Origin of the sequence: Streptomyces calvus (genome assembly GCF_006782915.1) — a bacterium.
Taxonomy (GTDB): domain Bacteria; phylum Actinomycetota; class Actinomycetes; order Streptomycetales; family Streptomycetaceae; genus Streptomyces; species Streptomyces calvus.
Map to the genome: position 1 here is coordinate 199,543 of NZ_VCNP01000009.1, position 19,519 is coordinate 219,061.

Below are 19,519 nucleotides of genomic sequence, written 5' to 3' on the forward strand. Positions count from 1 at the left end.
CGACGCGCGGAACGGCGCCGGAGGCTTCGTGAGGCCGTCGGCGGGCCGGTCGTCCGCTGTTCCGACGGCGTTGTCAGTGGCCCCCGATAGATTCCGTCACGTTCCGCCGCGGTGGCGTGAACGCCCCCTTTCGCATGCATGGGAGATGGTGCGTTGTCGGTCTGGGAGAAGTCGAGCACGGCGCGGGTGGTGCCCTCCGCGCGGCCGCGCAAGCTGGCCAAGGTGCCGTTCGTGGAGCTGGCCGACGGGCGGCTGCAGGGTGTGGTGTCCAGTGGGTCGGACATCGGGCGGGTGTACGTGTCGTCGGTCGAGGCCGGTACGTACGCGTTCGCGTGCAGCACCAACAACAACCGCCCGTGCGGCGGGGCGCACGGATGGTCCTGCAACCACATACGCGCACTGATCGGTGAGGCCGTGCTGCAGTACGGGGCCGACCGGGTGGCCCGGTACCTGAAGGTCGAGGTGGCCGGTGAGGCCGACGCCGGAACCCTCACCGACGCCATGACGTCGACGCGCCCGGCGCAGGGCGACAGTTCGGCCGCGGCCCAGGTGTTCAGCCGGTTCCTGCGGCACCTGGCGTACCTCGAACTCGCGCCGACCACCGCGCCGTTGCCCGAGATGCACTGGTTCCCGACGACGAGGGCGGTGGCCTGATGCGCACCGATCTGCTGACCGACACCGTCGACGGCCTCGACGAGGCCCTCGCCGCCGTGGACGCTTTCGACGAGACCCTCGTCGGCGGACTGCTCCGCCCGCAGCCGGCCCAGGCCGGAGGGCTGGCCGGGCTCGCCGACGCCGTCGCCGGGTCGCCGCTGGCCGGGCGGGTCGCCGAGGCGGCCGAGAAGACGGCCGCCGGGTCCGCCGGCGAGGAGCACTTCGTGGCGCTCGCCGCCGCGCGCACCGCCCTGCTCGGCTCCGTGCACGACGCGCTCCTCGTGCGGGTCGAGGAGGCCGTCGGGCGGCCGTGCGCCGCGGAGGGTGCCGCGCCGGCCGGTGACGGCGAGCACGCGGTGAACCTGCATGCCGCCGCCCGCACCTGGCTGTGCGACCTGGCGCGGGCCGGGTGGCAGGGCATCGACCACGAACTGGTCGGCGGCGCCGCGCCCGTCGTGTCCGCGATGCTGCCCGACCCGGCGCTGCGCCGCCTCGCGACGCTGCTCGACGGTTTCGCCGCCGAACTGGCCGCCTCCTGCCCCGGCGCGACCCTGGAGCGTGTTCCGGTACGCCGCTGGGCCGACCTGTGGACGCGGGCCGTGCTGCTGACCCTGCCCGGCGCGGTCACCACCTCCCCGACCGAGGAGGTGACGGGGCGTCTGCTGCCGCTCGGAGTCGACGTGCAGGAGCACGCCACCGCCGTACAGGCACAGGTGCACGCCGTGTTCGAGCCGGCGGACGGAGGGACTCCGCGGCTGGTGCGGGCCAGTGTGTCCGCGCCGAAGCCGGACACGGTCGTCGGGGCCGGGCTGTGGCAGCTGCTGCGGCCGCACATGTCCCTGCTGGCCGCGGTCGGCGAGGGACGGGCCGTGGAACTCGACGCGATGCCCGTCACCGCCGACGGTGACCTGGTGTGGGACGACACACGCGCCCGGACCGGAGAGCCCGCCGAGGTGTTCACCACCGCACGCGTCGCCCTGCCCACCGCGTCGGCCGCCGCGACCGCGCCCCTGGACCGGCATCCGGCCCGGATAGCGGTGCCCGTGCTGCTCGAGGGGTACACCGTGGAGGAGGACGAGGACGGGACGGCGTTCCGGGTCGCCGGGCAGCGGCTCGCGGTCGACACCGACCGGGCTCCGGCCGCCGGACCGCTCACCGCGGAGGTGGTCGCCTCGTCCGTGGCCTGCCTGGCGCTGCTGCGCTGGGACGCCGGGGAGTTCCTGCTCCAGCCGCTCGCCGTCGAGCGGACCGTGCGGAAGAAGCCCGTCGCCGTGCACGCCGGCGCCTGGGCCGGGGGCACCACCGACAAGGCGGGCGTGCGGGCCGAGAAGGCGGCCACCGAGGCCGTCAAGGTGCTGCGCGAGCGTGCCGGAAGGCTGCTGCGGAAATGAGCGAGCAGAGCATCGACGGGGCGCCGGCCCCGGATCCGTACGACAACCGGCGGCAGGTGCTGTACTGGCGGCTGCTGGCCCGGCTCTTCGACCCGGAGGAGCAGGCGTCCCTGGAGTCGGCCAGTCTCGCCGTCGTCGAGGACATCGGCCTGCCGTCCGCGCTGCTCGACCCGGGCGCGTCCGTCGATTCCGTGGTGCAGCGGCATCCGGAGCTGGCCGAGGAGTTCGACGGGCTGATGACGCCCGAGCCGGACGAGGACGGTGAACGCGACCGGGCCGCCGAGGTGCGGCGCGCCGCGCTCGCCTCGAAGGTCCTGCTGAACGTCTTCGCCCCGCACTCCGGTACGGTCACCGCCGGGCAGCTGGCGCGCTGGCAGTCCGACGCGGGCTGGCTGGAGCGGGCGCTGGGCTGCCGTCCCGGTGAACTGCGCGGCGGTCGCGCGGGCGGCCGTACCGGCGGAACGGGCGTCGGCCCGACCGGTACCGGCCTCGGCGGGGCCACGCCCGACCTCAGCCGGCTGGTGCCCGAGATCGGACCGGAGCTCGGCTCGATCGAGGCGGGTCTCGTCAAGCGCATGCATCTGCGCGAGGTCCTGGCCGACCCGCAGCTGGCCTCCCAGCTGACGCCGAGCATGTCCCTGATCGAGCAGTTGCTGCGCGACAAGGACAACCTGTCGGGCGTGGCCCTGGCCAACGCCAAGGCGCTGATCCGGCGTTACGTCGACGAGGTCGCCCAGGTGCTGCGCACACAGGTGGAGAAGTCCACGGTCGGTGACATCGACCGCTCGGTGCCGCCCAAGCGGGTCTTCCGCAACCTCGACATCGACCGGACCATCTGGAAGAACCTCACCAACTGGGACCCGGAGGAGGAGCGGCTCTACGTCGACCGCCTCTACTACCGGCACACCAGCCGCAAGACGACGCCGCAGCGCCTGATCGTGGTCGTGGACCAGTCGGGATCCATGGTCGACTCGATGGTCAACTGCACCATCCTGGCTTCCATCTTCGCCGGACTGCCGAAGGTCGACGTCCATCTGATCGCCTACGACACCCAGGCTCTGGACCTTACGCCGTGGTCGCACGACCCGTTCGAGACGCTGCTGCGCACCAAGCTCGGCGGCGGTACCGACGGCACCGTCGCGATGACACTCGCCCAGCCGAAGATCGCCGAGCCGCGCAACACCGTCGTGGTGTGGATCTCCGACTTCTACGAATGGCGGAGCGAGGAGCTGTTCGAGAGCATGGCCGCCATCCACCGCTCGGGAGCGAAGTTCATCCCGGTGGGTTCGGTGACGAGCGCCGGCCGCGGCAGCGTCAATCCCTGGTTCCGGGAGAAGTTCAAGGACCTCGGTACGCCGGTGATCTCCGGCCACATCAAGAAGCTCGTGCACGAACTCAAGACGTTCCTCACCTGATCGGGGCCGCGCCGCGTCCGGCACGGACGCGCCCCGTTCCCTCACCGATCACCGTACGAAAGGCCTACCCCCATGTCCGACCTGCTGCGTGCCCCCGCCGAGATCAAGTACGCCGAGGAACTCGACTGGCTGGAGTCGATCGACGACAACCCCAAGCCGTTCTCGTGGCGCCTGTCGCCGAAGATGGTCCGCCTGTTCATCTGCGGCTCCGAGCGGTCCGACGGCCTGGACCGGGAGATCTCGCAGAAGTGGTTCGGCGACCGCAGTTTCGTGGAGCGGTCCATCGTCACGCTCGCCTCCGACCGCGGTCTGCTGCTCATCGGTGACCCCGGCACGGGCAAGAGCTGGCTGGCCGAGCTGCTGTCCGCCGCGATCTGCCGCAACTCCACGCTGGTGGTGCAGGGCACGGCGGGCACGACCGAGGACCACATCAAGTACTCGTGGAACGTGTCGATGGTCATCGCCAAGGGGCAGTCACGGGAGTCGATGATCCCCTCGCCGATCATGACCGCGATGGAGGCCGGCTCCATCGGCCGGTTCGAGGAGCTGACCCGCTCCACCAGCGACGTCCAGGACGCGCTGATCTCCATTCTCTCCGAGAAGTACATCTCCGTCCCGGAGCTGGAGAGCGGCGGCGGTGACGACAACATCGTCTTCGCCAAGCCCGGCTTCTCCGTCATCGCCACGGCCAACAGCCGCGACCGGGGCGTCAACGACCTGTCGTCCGCGCTGAAGCGCCGCTTCAACTTCGTCCGCATCCCCGTGGTGACGAACAAGAAGAGCGAGGCGGAGATCGTGCGCTTCCGCACCGAGGAACTGCTGCGCCGCCACGCGATCGAACTGGACGTGCCGCCGACCCTGCTGGACGTGCTGCTGCAGAGCTTCGCCGACCTGCGGGCGTCCGCCGCCGCGGCCGGCAGCGACGACGAGAAGCTGGAGTCGGCACTGTCGACGGCCGAGCAGATCGGTGTGCTGGAGGACGCCGTGCTGCACAGCAACTTCTTCGGCGAGCGCACCCTCACCGCGCGCACCCTGGCCTCGTCACTGGTCGGGTCCCTCACCCGGCGCGAGCCCGAGGACCTGGCCATCTTCAACAAGTACCTGCACGGCGTCGTCGAGCCGCGCAGCAAGGAGGAGGGCGGCTCCTGGCCCGAGTTCCTGGAGGGCGGCCGCGACGCGATCGCCACGCTGTCATGAGCGGGTCCCACGAGAACAGCGCGTTCGCGGCGCTGCGCGGTCAGCTCCAGGACGCGGCCGCCACGTTCGCGGACGGGCCGGGCGCGCTGGAGGGCATCCTGCTCGGCATGGTCGACGACGTCGACCGCGCGGCGCGCGAGCCACTGGAGATCTTCCCCGTCTGCCACCACTCCCCCGCCTCCGCGCTCGCCATGGCCCGCCGGCTGCGCGAGAAGCAGCCCAAGGTCGTCTACCTGGAGCTGTGCGAGGACATGGCGCCGCTCCTGACCGAGCTGCGCAACTGCCGGCTCCCGGTGGCGCTGCAGGCGTTCGCCGGTGACGTCGACGGCTTCCCCGCCCAGTGGGCGCCGCTGTCGGTCGTCGCACCGATCACGGAGGCGTCGGCCGAGTACCAGGCCATCGCGTACGCGCTCGACACCCCCGACGTCGAACTGGTCCTGGTCGACCGGTCCTCGGACCACGTCTTCCGGTGGGACCGGCGCGACGAGCTCACCCAGGAGACGGAGACGGAGGCGAGCGCCTCTGAGAAGCCGGCCGAGGCGGCGCTGCACGGCGAGGCCGTCGGCGTGGAGATCGGTGACCTGCGGCCGCGGTTCGCCGAACTGGAGGAGCACCTGCTGCGGCACGGCAAGGTGCGGCACTGGTCGGAGTGGTGGCACCAGTACGTGGAGGTGCCGCTGGGCACCAGCGACCACGACACCTACCGGCAGGTCATGTTCCTCATCGGCAGCCTGTTCCGGCGGCTCGCCCCCGGTGACGGCGACCGGGTGCGGGTGGACGAGGACCGCGAGCGGTACATGTGGACCCGGATGCGTGAGCACCTGGCGGCGACCGGCACGGACCCGGCGGACTGCCTGTACGTGTGCGGCGCGTTCCACGCGGCCAGCCGTGTCGAGGAGTTCGGCGTGGACGGCTCCGCCGGCACGTTCACGATCTCCCCGCGCACCGGCACCACTTGGCAGTACGGGCTGATCCCGTCCAGTCACGCGGCGATAGAGGCGCAGTTCGGCCTCGCGTCGGGCTCGGTGTCGATCGCCTCGACGGAGTGGACGAAGAGCCTGAAACGTACCCGGGTGCAGCCGTACCGGCTGGCGGGTCAGGCCGGCACGAAGCCGTCCCGGGCGAAGAAGACGCCGGGCAGGAAGACCGCGGCCGGGGTGGTCCTCACTCCGGCTCCGGATCCGGCCGGTGCGGACCGGCTGACCGGATTCCTGCAGCGGCCGCCGGTGCTCGACCGGCTCGACGAGGCCGAACTGCTCGGCTGGTCGGTGGACATCGTGCGCGCGGCCCGGCGCAACGGTTACCTCGCCTCCACCGCCGACGCCATCGCCGTCTTCGAGACGTCGATCCTGCTCGCCGGCATGCGGGACCGGGCCAAGCCGACGCCGTACGACTTCCAGGACGCGGCGGTCACCTGCATCGAGAAGGACCGCGTGCCCGGGCGGCGGGACGTGCGGCGCCTCGTCGAGATCATGATGGGCGGCGACCGCATCGGGCAGGTGGGCTACGAGTCGCTGCCGCCGCTCGCCCGCGACGTGTACGACCGGCTGGCGCCGCTGGAGTTGAAGCTCCAGCAGCGGGGTGTGCAGCGGGCCCTGCTGGACCTGGCCGCCCGTCCGGAGCTCCAGGCGTGTTCCGATGTGCTGTGGATGCTGCGCAGGCTGATGCCGCACGGCGCGGCGCGGCCCATCATGGGCGAGCGGCGGCTCGGCGAGCGGTCGGTCCAGGAGTCCTGGGACCTGGCGCTGGGCACCCACCAGCGGGCCCTCATCGAGCTCGGCTACGAGGGCGTCAGCCTGGAACAGGTGCTGGAGCAGCGGCTGCGGCGCGAGGCGTACGGGCCGCAGGCGACGACCGCGACCGTGCTGGCCGCGGTGGAGGACGCGACGCTGTACCTGGGCAGCCGCCGCCTGGCCGACGAACTCGGCACGCACGCGCTGAAGGTGCTGGCCGCGGAGCGCACGGTCGACGGGGCGCCGGAGGTGCTGCGGCGGGTGCGTGCGCTGCTGGCGTACTACCGCACCAACGAGCCGGTGCTGCCGGCGTGGATCGAGGCGTTCACCAAGACCGGGTACGCCCACTACTGCACGCTGCTGCCGACGGCGTTCCGCGACGAGGACGCGACGGTGGGGCAGGTCGCGGCGATGCTGGGCTTCCTGTTCAGCATGGAGAGCCTGGCGCTGTCGCTGGGCTGCGACCGCACCCAGCTGGAGCTCGCGGTCGCCCAGTCCCACCCCGAGGACCCGGCGAAGACGGCACTGCTGTGGGCGGCGCAGGTGCAGCTCGGCACACTGTCCCGCACCGAACTGCGGGACCGCTGCGCCGAGTTGTTGGACAACCCGCTGGTGGTACCCACCTATCCGCGCTACCTCAGCGGCTTCGTGCACGCGCTGGAGCCGGTGCCGGGGCTCGCGGACGTGGTGGTGGAGGCGGTGTCGAACGCGTTCGCGCGGCTGCCGGACCCGGTGCTGCTGCCGTGGCTGCCACGGCTGATCACCACCCTGCGCTCGGGCGCGGCGGACCTGGCCCCGCGGCTGATCCGCGAGGCCGGGCGGATCTTCCCGGCCCGGCTGGCGGCACTGGACGCGTGGATACCGCCGTGGCGGGCCCCGCAGACGGACCCGTTCGCCGCCCGCAGAGCACCGCAGCCGGACACCCCGCAGGGCGCCACCCTGCTCCGGGCCCGCCCGGCGACGTGCGACGCGGTCGCGGACCTGCTGGGCTGCACGGAGGGCTGGTCCCGGCCCGGCACCCCGGCGCCGCCCCCGTCGGGCGTGGGCCTGCTGTCGGCGCACCCTGCGGCGTGCGACGCGGTGGCGGGGCTGCTGGGCTGCGACGGCGAGTGGACGGCGACCGGCCCCGTGCCATCGGCCGCCACCACCCTCACCACCCGCCATCCGGCCACGGCACAGGCACTGGACTCCCTGCTCACCGGCCACTGACGACGAGGCCGGGTCCCGGACCACGGGACCCGGCCGCAGCCGGGTCCACCGGCGCCGCCCAGTCCGTCGGCTGCCGAGATTTCGTCGGAGGAACGAGCCACAGTCTCATCCCGGTCCGGACGGCTATCGTGGCGGCGCATTCGGCGCAGCGGGTGGGCCGCGGCGGTCGCCGCCCAGGAACCTTGACCGGGGCGTGCTGTGCGCCTGGTACGCGGGACCGGACATGCGTCTCGACGACCAGCTCGGCAGCGACAACGGCAGACGGTGGAGCACAACCACTTGTGCTGGGCGAACGGCTGTCGGCCGCGGACCACGGCACCCCTACAACGTCGAAGTCACGTCGGCGAGTCCGTCACACGACAGACGACTGACGCGCTGGTCCCCCCGCGAGTTCTTTCAGTTTCGCTCGCGTCTCCGGGTCGGTCGAGTACACGACCGTACCGACCATGCCGCGTGTCAGCAGCACCTTGTAGGTGTTGCGGATCAGGCGGTCGACGTCGGCGTCCGGGGTGGACTTCTTGAACACCGGGTCCTTGGAGGCCGTACGGTCCGTGACCCAGCGGTCGCCGCGCCAGAGGAGGTCGGGGCCGATGATGACGCCGGACCAGTCGTACTCGAAGCCCTGGGCGGTGTAGACGCAGCCGACCTGGCCGAAGCCGGCCGGGTCCGTGGCCCACAGGGCAGCCGGGGGTGCTCCGGAGACGGAGCGGTCGCCGCGCAGGTTCCAGGGGCGGGCCCAGTCGCCGATGACGACATCGGGCGGAAGGGGATCCCCGGGTTTGGGTTCCGGGGACCAGCGCCAGCAGTAGCCGGCGGACATGCGGGCTCCGTAGCCCTGGGCCCGGCGGGCCTCCAGGAACGCCTCCATCTCCTGCGGGCTGTCGGCGACCAGGAGCTGCATACGGCCGTCGGGTTCCCAGGTCACCGGTCCGCCGGCTGCCAGGCCGAGGAGGCGGACCACCCAGCGCAGGTACGCGTCGCTGCCGCCGCAGCGGAACTGGCTGTCCAGCGGTACGACGTGGCAGGGGATGTCACGCTTCGCCGCCGCCTCCTTGATGTCGGCGACGGTGCCCATCTCGCCGGGGCGCACGACCTGGTGCTCGTCGAGGAAGAAGACGGGTACGTAGGCGACGTCGATGAGTTCGTCGATCTGGGCCCTGCCGCTCCGGTGCTCGGCGCGGGTGTAGCGATTGGCCGAGGTTTCGCGAATGCGGTGTGCCTCGTCGCAGATCAGGGCGCCCAGGCTGTTCTTCTCGGCGGTCATGAAGCTGTTGAAGTACTTGAACAGGTCCTGCACTTCGCGCTTGCGGGCCCCGGCGATCTTTCGCATCGTCTTGGTGAACGACTGCGAGCCGGTGGCGTGCAGCGCCGGGACCCCGCGCCGGTACAGCTCACCGAGCAGTTGGAGGGCGATCACGCTCTTGCCGGTGCCGGGGCCGCCTGTGACGATGACGACCTCTTTGCGGTCGGCGTGCTTCGCCTTCTGCACCGCGTTGAGCACCATGCGGTAGGCGACCTGCTGTTCGTCGAGGAGCACGAACTGGGTGCGTTCCCGCACTTCTTCGGCGGCCACGGACATCAACTGCTTCGACGGTACGGCGGCACCGTCGCGCAGTTCGTCCGCCGCGAGCGCCCCCGGGTGCTTGTCGCTCAGCCTGGTGCGGAGGTGGTCCAGGAAGGCGCCACGGCGTTCCCCCGTGAAGAGCAGACCGTGGCCGTCACGCTCGATCTCCCGCAGGCCGGTCACGCCGAACTCGGTGGCGTTGTGCAGGAAGGCCACCCCGTTGACCCGGTGTCCGTGCTCGGACACCGCCCCGTTGAAGTTGACGAGGTACTCGCAGTAGCGGCGTACCTGCTCGATGGGGTTGAGGACCGGGTGGGTGTAGGCGTCGACGTGGCAGAGGGTCGGGTCGTCCTCGTGGGGAAGGGCCTGGCTCCACTGCTTCAGCTCCACCACGACGTACGACGGCTCACCCGTGCTGGGGTGCACGCCGGCGAGGACGACGTCGGCGCGCTTGCTGTTCAGCGGGAGCGCGTACTCCAGCATCATCTCCACGTCGCCGAGGCCCGCGTCGATGAGCGCGGCGGCCAGAACGGGGATGCTGCGCTCCCAGGAGCGAGCCTCCGAGGCTCCGGGCCGGTAACCGTGCATATGGACGAAGTTGTCGGTGAGGTGCAGAAACAGCGAACGGTCGAGCGCCATGACGGCGACCGTTTTCGCGGACGCGCGGAACAGCAAGAACTTCCCCCAGGCAGCACGAAAGACTCGTGCGGGTGGGGGCATGTCCTTCGAGACTCCACCGTGGTGGAGCGGAAGCCCGTCGGGCCGCGTTGACGATGCTTCCGAGGTTACCTGGCATCACTGACGGCTGCGAAGGAAGCCACAGCAGGAGGAGCGCGGTGCGGTTGGCTTGAGAGGTCGGGCGCGGCCCCGGCTGCAGGCCGGGGACCGCGCGGGTGCCGGGCGTGGACAGTCCCCTCGTATGGAGCGACGTCCGCAGAGCCGCGATATGTCAAATGGGGCCCGCTGCCCGCGAGCGCTGTGTTCTCCTATGCGTCAAGTCACGGCCCGTGGGCCGTTCATCACCCCTGGAGTCCTTCGTGATCACTCTGACGCCGACGGAACGTGACATCCACCGTGTCCTCAGCACCCGCGCTCGTGAGGCGGATCCGGCGAAGCCGCGCGAGGTGTGTCTGACCTACAAGGAACTCGGGCTGCTCATCGATCCGGAGGGCGAGAACACGGGGATGAGCCGACCGCCTTTTCGCACCTTGTTCCCAGCTCTGGGCAACGTCAGCAGGTACGAGGTGGAGCACGGCAGGCCCATGCTGTCGGCTCTGGTGGTGGCGCAGGAGTCAGGGGTGCCCGGTCCCGGGTTCGCGGAGCTGGCCCGGCAGCTTCAGCTTCACGTGGGCGACGAGGACACGTACTGGGACCGAGAACTGGACGCGGTGGTCCGCTTCTGGTCCGCCCACGATCCGGTGCTTCTGCTGGATGCCGCCGTCGACCGGCTGACGGCCCAGCTGGACGACATCAAGGCTGCGATGCACCGGTTGGGCGACGCCTGACATCCCTCGCCAGCAGGTACAGCTCAGGCATCCGGTTCCGGGATCGACCCGTTCGAGGGCCGGACGTGCCCTGTCGCCCCGTCGGGGCGGCGCACCTCCCTCTCCGTGTCCGAGGGAACTGCGCAGCGGGCACGTCCGACCCGTTGAAGCGATGGGAACCCATCCCGCAGCGGTGCGCGGGCGAGCCGGCCGTGCGCGTCTGCCGCCCACGACGTCGGCGACGACGGTACGCGATCCCGACACGCCCACGCTCCGGACCTGTCAGCCCTTCTGCTCCACCCGTACCCAGTCCACCTCTGCGCGGACTCCGCCGGCCGCGATGCGGTCGACGCTCGACTGCGGGAGGCCCCAGTACGGGGTGGTGACCTTGTTCCAGCCGGCCGGATAGGCGCCGCCGAGGGCGAGGTTGAGGATGACGTACTGGTTGTGGTCGAAGACCCACTGGCCGCGGGTGGATTCGAGCTTGTTGCGGGTCGTCTCCTGGACCAGGCGGTCGTCGACGAAGAAGCGCATGCCGGTCGGCGTCCACTCCACCGCGTAGGTGTGCCACTGGTCGGCGCGGCCGCCGTTCGGGTAGGTCTGGCGGGCGCCGATGTTGCCGTCGGCGGAGTAGCCGGGGCCGTGCAGGGCGGTGCTGGTCCAGTCGCCGTAGCCGATGTTCTCCATGATGTCGGTCTCGCCGGAGGCCGGCCAGGAGACGGTCGGGTCGTCGACGTTGCTGCCGAGGAGCCAGAAGGCGGGCCAGAAGCCGTCGCCTACGGGGAGTTTCATGCGGGCGCTGACCCGGCCGTAGGTGAAGTCGAACTTGGTGTTGGTGTCGATGCGGCCGGAGGTGAAGTCGTAGGTGCCGCCGCCGGCCTGGGTGCAGCCCTTGCAGTGCTTGGCCTCCAGGACCAGGTTGCCGTTCTCCTGGCGGATGTTGTCCGTGGAGTCGACGTACGCCTGGGACTCGCCGTTGACGGAGCCCATCTCCGTGCCGGTGCGCACCACGCGCCACTTGGCGCGGTCCAGGGAGGCGGTGGTGAAGTCGTCGAAGAAGGTGGTGCGGTAGGTGCCTGGCCGGTCGGCGGGCAGGGCCGGGTAGGCGGCTGCCGCGCTGCCGCCGGTGCCCCAGACCTGGAATTCGTAGAGCGAGTAGCCGAACTGGGCGGTTGCGGGGGCCGGGTTGTGGAAGGAGCGGCGTTCCTTGCCGAGCATGCGGACGTAGCGGCCGGTGGCCGGTTGCGGGAGTCTCACCGAGTCGTGCAGGCCCACGGCCTCGCCGGGGGACGTGACGTTGGCGCGGCGGGCGGCGACCTCGGAGGCGGAGGGGCGGTACACGGTGCGCCAGGTGCGGTTGTCGTCGGAGACCTGGAGTTCGTAGTCGACCGCGTACGCCGCTTCCCAGTAGAGGTCGACGGTGTCGATGGTGGAGGTCGCGCCGAGGTCCACCGAGATCCAGCGGTCGGCGTTCCAGTCGCTGGACCAGCGGGTTTGGTCCGCCTTGAGGTCGGCCGGCCAGCCGCCGTCGGTGACGAAGGCCGGGGAGGTGCCGGCGTGCTGGTAGAAGTTCGCGTAGGCCGGGTGGTTCAGGGCCAGGTTGGTGCGGGTGGTGGAGGCGGGCGCGGGTTCGCCGCCGTAGATCCTGAAGGAGTAGAGGGAGTAGCCCCAGGCGGTGGCGCGTTCCACGCCGCGCATGCGGACGTAGCGGCCGGTGATCTCCTGGGGGTAGGTGTGGGCCGTGACCGTGCCTCCGGTGCCGGCGGTCTCCGTGTAGAACGGGGTCCAGTCCGTGCCGTTTCTCGAGGCCTCCAGGACGTAGCGCTTTCCGTAGGCCGCTTCCCAGTCGAGGACGACGCGGTCGATGCGGATCGTCGAGCCGAGGTCCACGCGGATCCAGGCGTCGTCGGCGAAGTTGCTGGACCAGCGGGTGGTGCCGTTGCCGTCGAAGGCGGCGCCGGGTGCCACGTCGGCGTTCTCGCTTCCGGAGGCGGTGACGCCGGCCGGGTTCGCGGCGTAGGCGGCCGCCGCGCGGTCGGTGTCCCAGGCGGCTGCCGCCGCGTGCGGCTGCGGGGCGGGGGCGGCGAAGGCGGGGCCCGCCGTCAGGACGGCCGTGGTGGCGAGGGCGGTCAAAAGGATGCGGGGGGTGCGGGATGGCATGCGGCTCTCCTTGTGGAGGTGGGGACGCCGGTTTCCCCGTCATGGGTGGTGGGTGAGCGGGACTCGCCGGTGAGCGCGGGGTGTTCGCCGCCCGCGCTCACCGGTGGATCGTGGGTGTCAGGCCGCTCGCCGTGCTCCGTCGGCGTGTCCGCGGATGATGTCCGCGTACCGGTGGCCGGAGCCCTTGATGGTGCGGACCTGGGTGGCGTAGTCGACGTGGACGAGGCCGAAGCGCTTGTCGTAGCCGTACGCCCACTCGAAGTTGTCCAGCAGGGACCAGGCGAAGTAGCCGGCCAGCGGGGCGCCCTTGCGGGCGGCGGACGCGCAGGCGGCCAGGTGGCCCACCAGGTAGTCCTGGCGTTCCGGGTCGTCGATGGTGCCGTCCGGGCGGACGGCGTCGGGGAACGAGGAGCCGTTCTCGGTGACGTACAGCTTGCGCGCGCCGTATTCGTCGGTCAGGCGCAGCAGCAGGTCCTCGATGCCGCTCGCGTCGACCTCCCAGTCCATGCCGGTGCGCGGGACGCCGTCGCGGCGGACGGTGCGGACGCGCGGGGCCGGGCCGGTGGGGTCGTCGGCGACGGTCTGCGGGAAGTAGTAGTTGAGGCCGAGCCAGTCCAGTTCGGCGCCGATCAGTTCCATGTCGCCCTGGCGTTCGGGCAGTTCGACGCCGTAGACCTCCCGCATGTCCTCGGGGAAGCCCCGGCCGTGGACGGGGTCGAGCCACCAGCGGTTGGTGTGGCCGTCCATGCGGCGGGCGGCGGCCAGGTCCTCCTCGCGGTCACTGGCCGCGTGGATGGTGGAGAGGTTGTTGACGATGCCGACCTGGGCGTTCGGGGCGGCGGCGCGGATCGCCCGCATGCCCAGGCCGTGGGCGAGGAGCAGGTGGTAGGAGGCGCGGACGGCCGCCGTCAGGTCGGTCAGGCCCGGCGCCATGACGCCTTCGAGGTGGCCGATCCAGGCGGAGCACAGCGGCTCGTTGAGGGTGGCCCAGTGGGTGACGCGGTCGCCGAGGCGTTCGGCGACGACCGAGGCGTACGACGCGAAGTGCTCGGCGGTCGCGCGTGACTGCCAGCCGGCGTGGCGGTCCTGCAGCGCCTGCGGCAGGTCCCAGTGGTAGAGGGTCACGGACGGGGTGATGCCCGCCTCCAGCAGGCCGTCGATCAGCTCGTCGTAGAAGGCCAGTCCCTTGGCGTTGACGGGGCCGTCGCCGCCCGGGACGACGCGCGGCCAGGCGATGGACAGGCGGTAGGCGTTGGTGCCGAGCCGGCGCATCAGGTCGATGTCCTCGCGCCAGCGGTGGTAGTGGTCGCAGGCGACGTCGCCGTGGTCGTCGTTGTCGATCTTCCCCGGGGTGTGGGAGAAGGTGTCCCAGATCGACGGTGCACGGCCGTCCTCCGCCACGGCTCCCTCGATCTGATATGCCGATGTGGCCGTGCCCCACAGGAAGTCGTCCGGGAGTGCGGCGAGGTCGATGGTCACGTGCGTCCTTTCGTTCACGGGGTGGGGGGTCACTTGACGGCGCCCGCCGTCAGGCCGGCGACCAGGTAGCGCTGGAGGAGCAGGAAGCCCGCCACCACGGGGACGCTCACCACCAGCGACGCGGCCATGATCTGGTTCCAGTACACGTCGTTCTGGGTGGAGTAGCCCTGGAGGCCGACCGCGAGGGTGCGCGTGGTGTCGTTGGTCATCACCGAGGCGAACAGGACTTCGCCCCAGGCGGTCATGAAGGCGTAGACGGCGACGGCGACGATGCCGGGGACGGCCGCCGGGACCACGACCAGGAACAGCGCCTTGAGGGGGCCGCAGCCGTCCACCAGGGCCGCCTCGTCCAGGTCGCGCGGCACCGAGTCGAAGTAGCCGATCAGCATCCAGATGGAGAACGGCAGCGAGAAGGTGAGGTAGGTGAGGATCAGGCCGCCGCGGGAGCCGAACAGGGCGATGCCGGTGGCGTTGCCGATGTTGACGTAGATGAGGAACAGCGGCAGCAGGAAGAGGATGCCCGGGAACATCTGCGTGGACAGGACCGTCACGGAGAAGACCCGCTTGCCGCGGAAGTCGTAGCGGCTGACGGCGTAGGCGGCGAAGACGGCGATGACGACCGAGCAGACCGTCGCGGCGCCCGCCACGACGAGGGAGTTCACGAAGTACTTCGCCAGCGGGACCGTCGACCAGATGTCGATGTACGGGCGGATCGTCAGGCCGGTGGGCAGCCAGTGGAACGTGCCGGTGACGTCCTCCAGCGGTTTGAGCGAGCTGGAGACCATGACGTACACGGGCAGCAGAACGAAACCGGTGAGCAGGGTCAGGAAGACGCGTCGGGTCCACAGGAAGGAGGCGGGTGCGGCCATCGGGGACCGCGGTGCGGCCGTTCGGAACCGGGGCGTGGCCGTTCCGGGGTGGGACGGAGCCGTTCCGGGGTGGGACGAGGCTGTCTGTGGGCTAGGCACGGGCGGACCTCCGTCCACGCGAGGTCAGGAACAGGTACACGCCGGTCACCAGCAGCAGGAAGAGCAGCAGCAGGACCGACATGGCGGCGCCGGTTCCGAAGTTCCAGGTGACGAACGACGACTGGTAGATGTGGATGGAGATCAGGTCGGCGGCCTCGGGTGCGGCCTCGCCGAACAGGACGTACGGGGTGTTGAAGTCGTTGAACGTCCACAGGAACAGCACCAGGACGAGGACCTGGTTGACGGGGCGCAGCGACGGCAGGGTGATGCGGCGGATCTGCTGCCACACGCCGGCGCCGTCCAGGCCGGCGGCCTCGTACAGCTCCTTGGGGATGTTCTGCAGTCCGGCCATGACGATGAGGAAGGCGAACGGCCAGCCCTTCCACACCGACACCACGAGCAGCGCGACGAAGCTGTTGTCGCCGATCAGCCAGAAGGAGGGCTTGTCGGTGAGGCCGAGCTGGTCGTGCAGGACGTGGTTCACCAGGCCGTTGTCGTGCTGGAACATGAACGCCCAGGTGATGACGGCCGCGTAGACCGGCAGGGCGTACGGCACCAGGAAGAGCGCACGGAGCAGGCCCCGGCCGCGGAAGGCGTCCTGCATGCAGATCGCCGCGGTCGTGCCGATGGCCCAGCACAGGCCGACGGACAGGAGCGTGAAGGCGCAGGTGACCAGGAAGGAATGGAGCAGCGCCTCGCCGACGGGGGCGTTGAAGTCCACCGACAGGCTGTAGTTGTCGAGGCCGGTCCAGGGGGCGGTGGTCCAGTCCCGGATGTAGAACTGGGTGAGTTCCTTGAAGCTCATCACGATGCCGATGACCATCGGCACCAGGTGGACGAGGAGTTCGAGGAGCAGGGCGGGCAGGAGGAGCAGGTAGGGCAGTCCGATGCGGCGGATCCGCCCGGTGCGGCGGCGGGGGCCGCGCGCCGCACCGGGGGTGGTCTTGCCGGCCGTCCGCTCACCCGGTCCCGCCGTGGCGGTCGTGGTGGTCATGGCGATGTCCGTGTCGTGTCGGTGTCCGTGGGGGTGCTCACTTCGTCGGCATCTGCTGCTGGGCCTTGGCGAGCTTGGCCTTCACCGACTCGGTGGTGACCGGGCGGCCGGCGGCGGCGTCGGCGAAGAGTTCCTTGACGGCCGTGCCGACCGCCGTCTCGAACTGCGACTCGTCGGGCACCTGGGGCAGCGGGGCGGCGCTGGTGGCGAGGGTCTCGCGCAGGACGCCGGTGGCGGGGCCGTTGAACGCCGGGTCGGACTGGGCGGCCTTGACCGGCGGGATGGAGCCGTAGGCCTTGTTGAGGATCTTCTGCTCGGCCTCGCTGGTCATGAACTTCACGAACTCGGTGGCGCCGTCGATGTTGTCGCTGTTCTTGAAGACGGCCATGTTGATGCCCGCGACCATGGAGTTGGTCTGCTTGCCGGCGCCGGGCGCGCCGGAGGGGACGGGCGCGGGGGCGACGCCCCATTCGTCGTCCTTCATGCCCATGGTCCTGAAGGTGGCGGAGGCGGTCTGCCAGAGCACCATCGCGGTCTTGCCCTTGGCGAAGTCACCGAGGGACTGGTTCTGGGCGTACTCGGCGTTGCCCGGGGCGATGACCTTGTCCTTGGCCATCAGGTCGACGTACTGCTTGACCGCGGCGACCGCGCCGTCGGAGGTGAAGTCGGGCTTGCCGTCGGCGGTGAAGAAGTCGGCGCCGTGCTGCTTGCCGAGGACGAAGACCTGGTGGATGTTGTTCGACAGGTTGGAGCCCTCCGCGCCGAGGCCCCACTTGCCGTTCCCGGCGATCTTCCTGCCGGTCTCGACCAGCTCGTCCCAGGTGGCCGGCGGCTCGGTGACGCCCGCCTCGGCGAACATCTTCTTGTTGTAGTAGAGGGCGTACGCCATCGAGTACAGCGGGACGGCGGCCGGGTCCTGGCCCCGGACGCCGGTGGAGCCGAGCGCGGACTCCACGAAGCGGTCGCTGCCGCCGATCTTGTCGAGGTTCTTGTCGTCCCAGGGCATCAGGGCGCCGGTGGCCTGGAGGGAGGCGCTCCAGGTGTTGCCGATGTTGAGGACGTCGGGGCCCTGTCCGGAGGTGGTGGCGGTCAGGATCCGGTTGAGGAGGTCGGACCAGGGCACGACCTCGAGTTTCACCTTGATGCCGGTCTGCTTCTCGAACTTGTCGAGCTCGGGCTGGAGGACCTTCTTGTCGACCTCGACGTTGGCGCCCTGGTTGGAGGCCCAGTAGGTCAGTTCCTTGGGCGAGTCGTTGGACCCGCCGCCCGTGGCGGAGCCCCCGCCGCAGGCCGAGGCGGCGAGAGCGAGAGACATGGTGACGGCGCCTACGGCCGCGGCTCGGATGCTGCGCATGGCTCCTGGGTCCCTTTCCGGGAGGCGAGAAGTCAGAGGGCGGGCTCCGGAAGCGATGCCCCGTTCGCCGACCAAAGCCCCTCATGGCTTAATTTAGGACGTGAGTTAAACCTCAAGAGAAGCAAGCGTCAAGATGTCTCGCACGGTCGGTCTCCGGCCGGCGGCCACGAAGGAGGGGCCGGATGGCCACACGGACCGGGCGTACCGTCCGTGACCTGCGGCGGGAGAACCGCACCGCCGTTCTGCAACGGTTGTATTTCGACGGCCCGATGAGCAGGCTCGCCCTCGGCCCGGCGGCGGGGCTGAGTTCGGGCTCCGTCAGCAACGTGGTCGCCGAACTGCTCGCCGAGGGACTGGTGGAGGAGGCGGGCAGCCTCGGCCCGGACGGCGGCCGACCGCGCACCCTGGTCCGCGTCGCGGCGGACCGCGGGCGCATGATCGGCGTCGACGTCGGCGAAACCCGGGTGCGTGTCGGACTGTTCGACCTGTCGATGCGGGAACTGGCCCGCGCGGAACGGCCGTTGCCCGGCCACGGCAGGCGGTCCTACGACGTCGACGTCGTCGCCGGTCACATTCTCGACGGGGTTGCGGAGGTGCTGGGAGGCGACGGATGCGGTGGCCCGGAGGAAACCGGGGCGGACGGTGGAGGCATCGGGCCCGGCTGGGACCTAGGGGGCGGCGGCGTCCGGGCCGGCGAGGGTCTCGGCTCCGGTGGGACCCTCGGGGACGGCGAGGGTCCCCGAGACGGCGGGGGCCTCGTGTCCGGTGGAGGGCTCGGGCCTGGTGGGAGCCTGAGCCCGGGGTCCGACCGGAAGCTTCGGCCCGGCGAGAACCTGCGCTCCGGAGATGGCCTGCGGTCAGGAGACGGTCTGAGGTCAGGAGACGGTCTGAGGTTCGGTGGGGGCATAGGGCCCGCCTGGGGCCTACCCGGCGACGGATTCGGGTCCGGCAGCGGACTCGGGTCCGGCAGCGGATCCGGGTCCGGCGGAGGCGCCGGATCGGGCGAGATCCTCGGGGCGGGCGATGGCCTCGGGGCGGGCGAGGACTTCGGGTTCGGCGGAGGTCGAGGCAACGGCCGGGTGGCCGGCGGCGCGGGTGTCGGGGCGGCACGAGGTGCCGGGCCCGGTGCGCTGGGCGGCCCCGGTGAGTTGCTCGGCATCGGGATCGGTGTGCCCGGGATCGTCGAGCACACCCCGGACGGTCCCCTGGTGCACGGTCAGACCGTCGGCTGGGACGCCGTGCCGCTGGAACGCCTGCTGCGCGCGTCGGGGCGGCTGCCCGCCCACGTGCCGCTGTTCGTCGACAACGGCGCGAAGACACTGGGACAGGCCGAGATGTGGTTCGGCGGTGGTCGCGGTGCGCGCGACGCCGTGGTGGTGCTGTTCGGCTCCGGGGTCGGCGCCTGCGTGGTCGGCGCCGAGGCGGAACCCGGCCGGGCGGTGGAGTGGGGCCATCTGACGGTGCGGGTGCGCGGCCGACGGTGCCGCTGCGGTGCGCGCGGGTGCCTGGAGGCGTACGCGGGCGCGGAGGCGCTGGTCGCACGCTGGCGGGAGGAGGGCGGCCGGCCGCCGAGCGGCGCCGGTGAGGAGGCCGCGCTGACCGCGCTGCTGGCCGCCGCCCACCCGTCCGACGGGAGTGCACCCGACCCGGTGGCCGTCCGGGTGCTGGAGGAGACGGCGGAGTACCTGGGCGCGGGACTGGCCGACCTGATCAATCTCTTCCAGCCCGAGCGGATCCTCGTGGGCGGCTGGGCCGGCCTCCAACTCGGCGCGCCTTTCCTGGACTCGGTGCGCAGGCACGCACTGGACCACTCCCTGCGGTACGCCGCGTCCCGGGTCTCCATCGTGCTCGGCCGGCTCGGACCGGACGCCGTGACGGTGGGCGCCGCGACGCTGCCCCTCCCCCCCCGGTTCCCCC

The 19,519-nt window shown here is 71.1% G+C and carries 13 protein-coding genes and 1 pseudogene; 8 read left to right on the plus strand and 6 right to left on the minus strand.

Translation table 11 applies throughout. The annotated features are described in order from the left end of the window. The first annotated feature begins 138 nt into the window (after positions 1-138). From FGW31_RS04250 to FGW31_RS04270, 5 genes are all read left to right on the plus strand, one after another. The gene (locus tag FGW31_RS04250; RefSeq protein ID WP_142191964.1) at positions 139-654 is read left to right on the plus strand and encodes a hypothetical protein; all 516 of its coding nucleotides are present in this window, start codon (positions 139-141) and stop codon (positions 652-654) included. Further along, positions 654-2,045 (plus strand): hypothetical protein, encoded by a 1,392-nt coding sequence (locus FGW31_RS04255; protein WP_142191965.1) that lies wholly within the window; start codon positions 654-656, stop codon positions 2,043-2,045. The genes FGW31_RS04250 and FGW31_RS04255 overlap by 1 nt, the downstream gene beginning before the upstream one ends. After that, entirely contained in the window at positions 2,042-3,460 is a 1,419-nt protein-coding gene (locus tag FGW31_RS04260) for a vWA domain-containing protein (protein ID WP_142191966.1), read from the plus strand. Before FGW31_RS04255 ends, FGW31_RS04260 begins: the two co-directional genes overlap by 4 nt. Positions 3,461-3,532: 72 nt before the next feature. After that, the gene (locus tag FGW31_RS04265) at positions 3,533-4,657 is read left to right on the plus strand and encodes an ATP-binding protein (protein WP_142191967.1); all 1,125 of its coding nucleotides are present in this window, start codon (positions 3,533-3,535) and stop codon (positions 4,655-4,657) included. Next, a complete protein-coding gene (locus tag FGW31_RS04270; protein WP_142191968.1) occupies positions 4,654-7,599 on the plus strand; it encodes a DUF5682 family protein in 2,946 nt (981 codons plus the stop codon). The genes FGW31_RS04265 and FGW31_RS04270 overlap by 4 nt, the downstream gene beginning before the upstream one ends. Before the next feature lie 352 nt (positions 7,600-7,951). Here FGW31_RS04270 and FGW31_RS04275 read toward each other — a convergent pair whose 3' ends face one another. Continuing rightward, positions 7,952-9,838 carry a DUF2075 domain-containing protein gene (locus FGW31_RS04275; RefSeq protein ID WP_142191969.1) on the minus strand — a complete coding sequence of 629 codons (1,887 nt, stop codon included), beginning with the start codon at positions 9,836-9,838 and terminating at the stop codon, positions 7,952-7,954. A gap of 362 nt (positions 9,839-10,200) precedes the next feature. Between FGW31_RS04275 and FGW31_RS04280 the strand changes: the two genes are divergently transcribed. After that, the gene (locus FGW31_RS04280; protein WP_142191970.1) at positions 10,201-10,668 is read left to right on the plus strand and encodes a hypothetical protein; all 468 of its coding nucleotides are present in this window, start codon (positions 10,201-10,203) and stop codon (positions 10,666-10,668) included. A gap of 261 nt (positions 10,669-10,929) precedes the next feature. Here the strand turns inward: FGW31_RS04280 and FGW31_RS04285 are convergent, their stop codons facing one another. The 5 genes from FGW31_RS04285 to FGW31_RS04305 form a co-directional block, all read right to left on the minus strand. Beyond that, the gene (locus tag FGW31_RS04285) at positions 10,930-12,807 is read right to left on the minus strand and encodes a discoidin domain-containing protein (protein WP_142191971.1); all 1,878 of its coding nucleotides are present in this window, start codon (positions 12,805-12,807) and stop codon (positions 10,930-10,932) included. 117 nt (positions 12,808-12,924) lie between these two features. Beyond that, positions 12,925-14,286: a GH1 family beta-glucosidase gene (locus FGW31_RS04290; protein WP_142191972.1), complete on the minus strand. Its 1,362-nt coding sequence runs from the start codon at positions 14,284-14,286 to the stop codon at positions 12,925-12,927. A 29-nt stretch (positions 14,287-14,315) separates the two neighbouring features. Next, entirely contained in the window at positions 14,316-15,155 is an 840-nt protein-coding gene (locus FGW31_RS04295; protein ID WP_142191973.1) for a carbohydrate ABC transporter permease, read from the minus strand. 91 nt (positions 15,156-15,246) lie between these two features. Then, positions 15,247-16,248: a carbohydrate ABC transporter permease gene (locus FGW31_RS04300; RefSeq protein ID WP_142191974.1), complete on the minus strand. Its 1,002-nt coding sequence runs from the start codon at positions 16,246-16,248 to the stop codon at positions 15,247-15,249. Positions 16,249-16,285: 37 nt separating this feature from the next. After that, a complete protein-coding gene (locus FGW31_RS04305) occupies positions 16,286-17,602 on the minus strand; it encodes an ABC transporter substrate-binding protein (RefSeq protein ID WP_142191975.1) in 1,317 nt (438 codons plus the stop codon). A 182-nt stretch (positions 17,603-17,784) separates the two neighbouring features. Here FGW31_RS04305 and FGW31_RS04310 point away from each other — a divergent pair. Then, positions 17,785-18,264: pseudogene (locus FGW31_RS04310) on the plus strand (sugar kinase); the annotation flags it as partial. A 96-nt stretch (positions 18,265-18,360) separates the two neighbouring features. After that, a partial coding sequence (locus tag FGW31_RS04315) for an ROK family protein (RefSeq protein WP_233452386.1) occupies positions 18,361-19,519 on the plus strand: 1,159 nt, incomplete at its 3' end.

What these genes read in the sequence shown, in the direction of transcription:
- FGW31_RS04250 (WP_142191964.1), top strand. Translation starts at nt 139, where the DNA reads ATGGGAGATGGTGCGTTGTCGGTCTGGGAGAAGTCGAGCACGGCGCGG.
- FGW31_RS04255 (WP_142191965.1), top strand. Translation starts at nt 654, where the DNA reads ATGCGCACCGATCTGCTGACCGACACCGTCGACGGCCTCGACGAGGCC.
- FGW31_RS04260 (WP_142191966.1), top strand. Translation starts at nt 2,042, where the DNA reads ATGAGCGAGCAGAGCATCGACGGGGCGCCGGCCCCGGATCCGTACGAC.
- FGW31_RS04265 (WP_142191967.1), top strand. Translation starts at nt 3,533, where the DNA reads ATGTCCGACCTGCTGCGTGCCCCCGCCGAGATCAAGTACGCCGAGGAA.
- FGW31_RS04270 (WP_142191968.1), top strand. Translation starts at nt 4,654, where the DNA reads ATGAGCGGGTCCCACGAGAACAGCGCGTTCGCGGCGCTGCGCGGTCAG.
- FGW31_RS04285 (WP_142191971.1), bottom strand. Translation starts at nt 12,807, where the DNA reads ATGCCATCCCGCACCCCCCGCATCCTTTTGACCGCCCTCGCCACCACG.
- FGW31_RS04295 (WP_142191973.1), bottom strand. Translation starts at nt 15,155, where the DNA reads ATGGCCGCACCCGCCTCCTTCCTGTGGACCCGACGCGTCTTCCTGACC.
- FGW31_RS04300 (WP_142191974.1), bottom strand. Translation starts at nt 16,248, where the DNA reads ATGACCACCACGACCGCCACGGCGGGACCGGGTGAGCGGACGGCCGGC.
- FGW31_RS04305 (WP_142191975.1), bottom strand. Translation starts at nt 17,602, where the DNA reads ATGCGCAGCATCCGAGCCGCGGCCGTAGGCGCCGTCACCATGTCTCTC.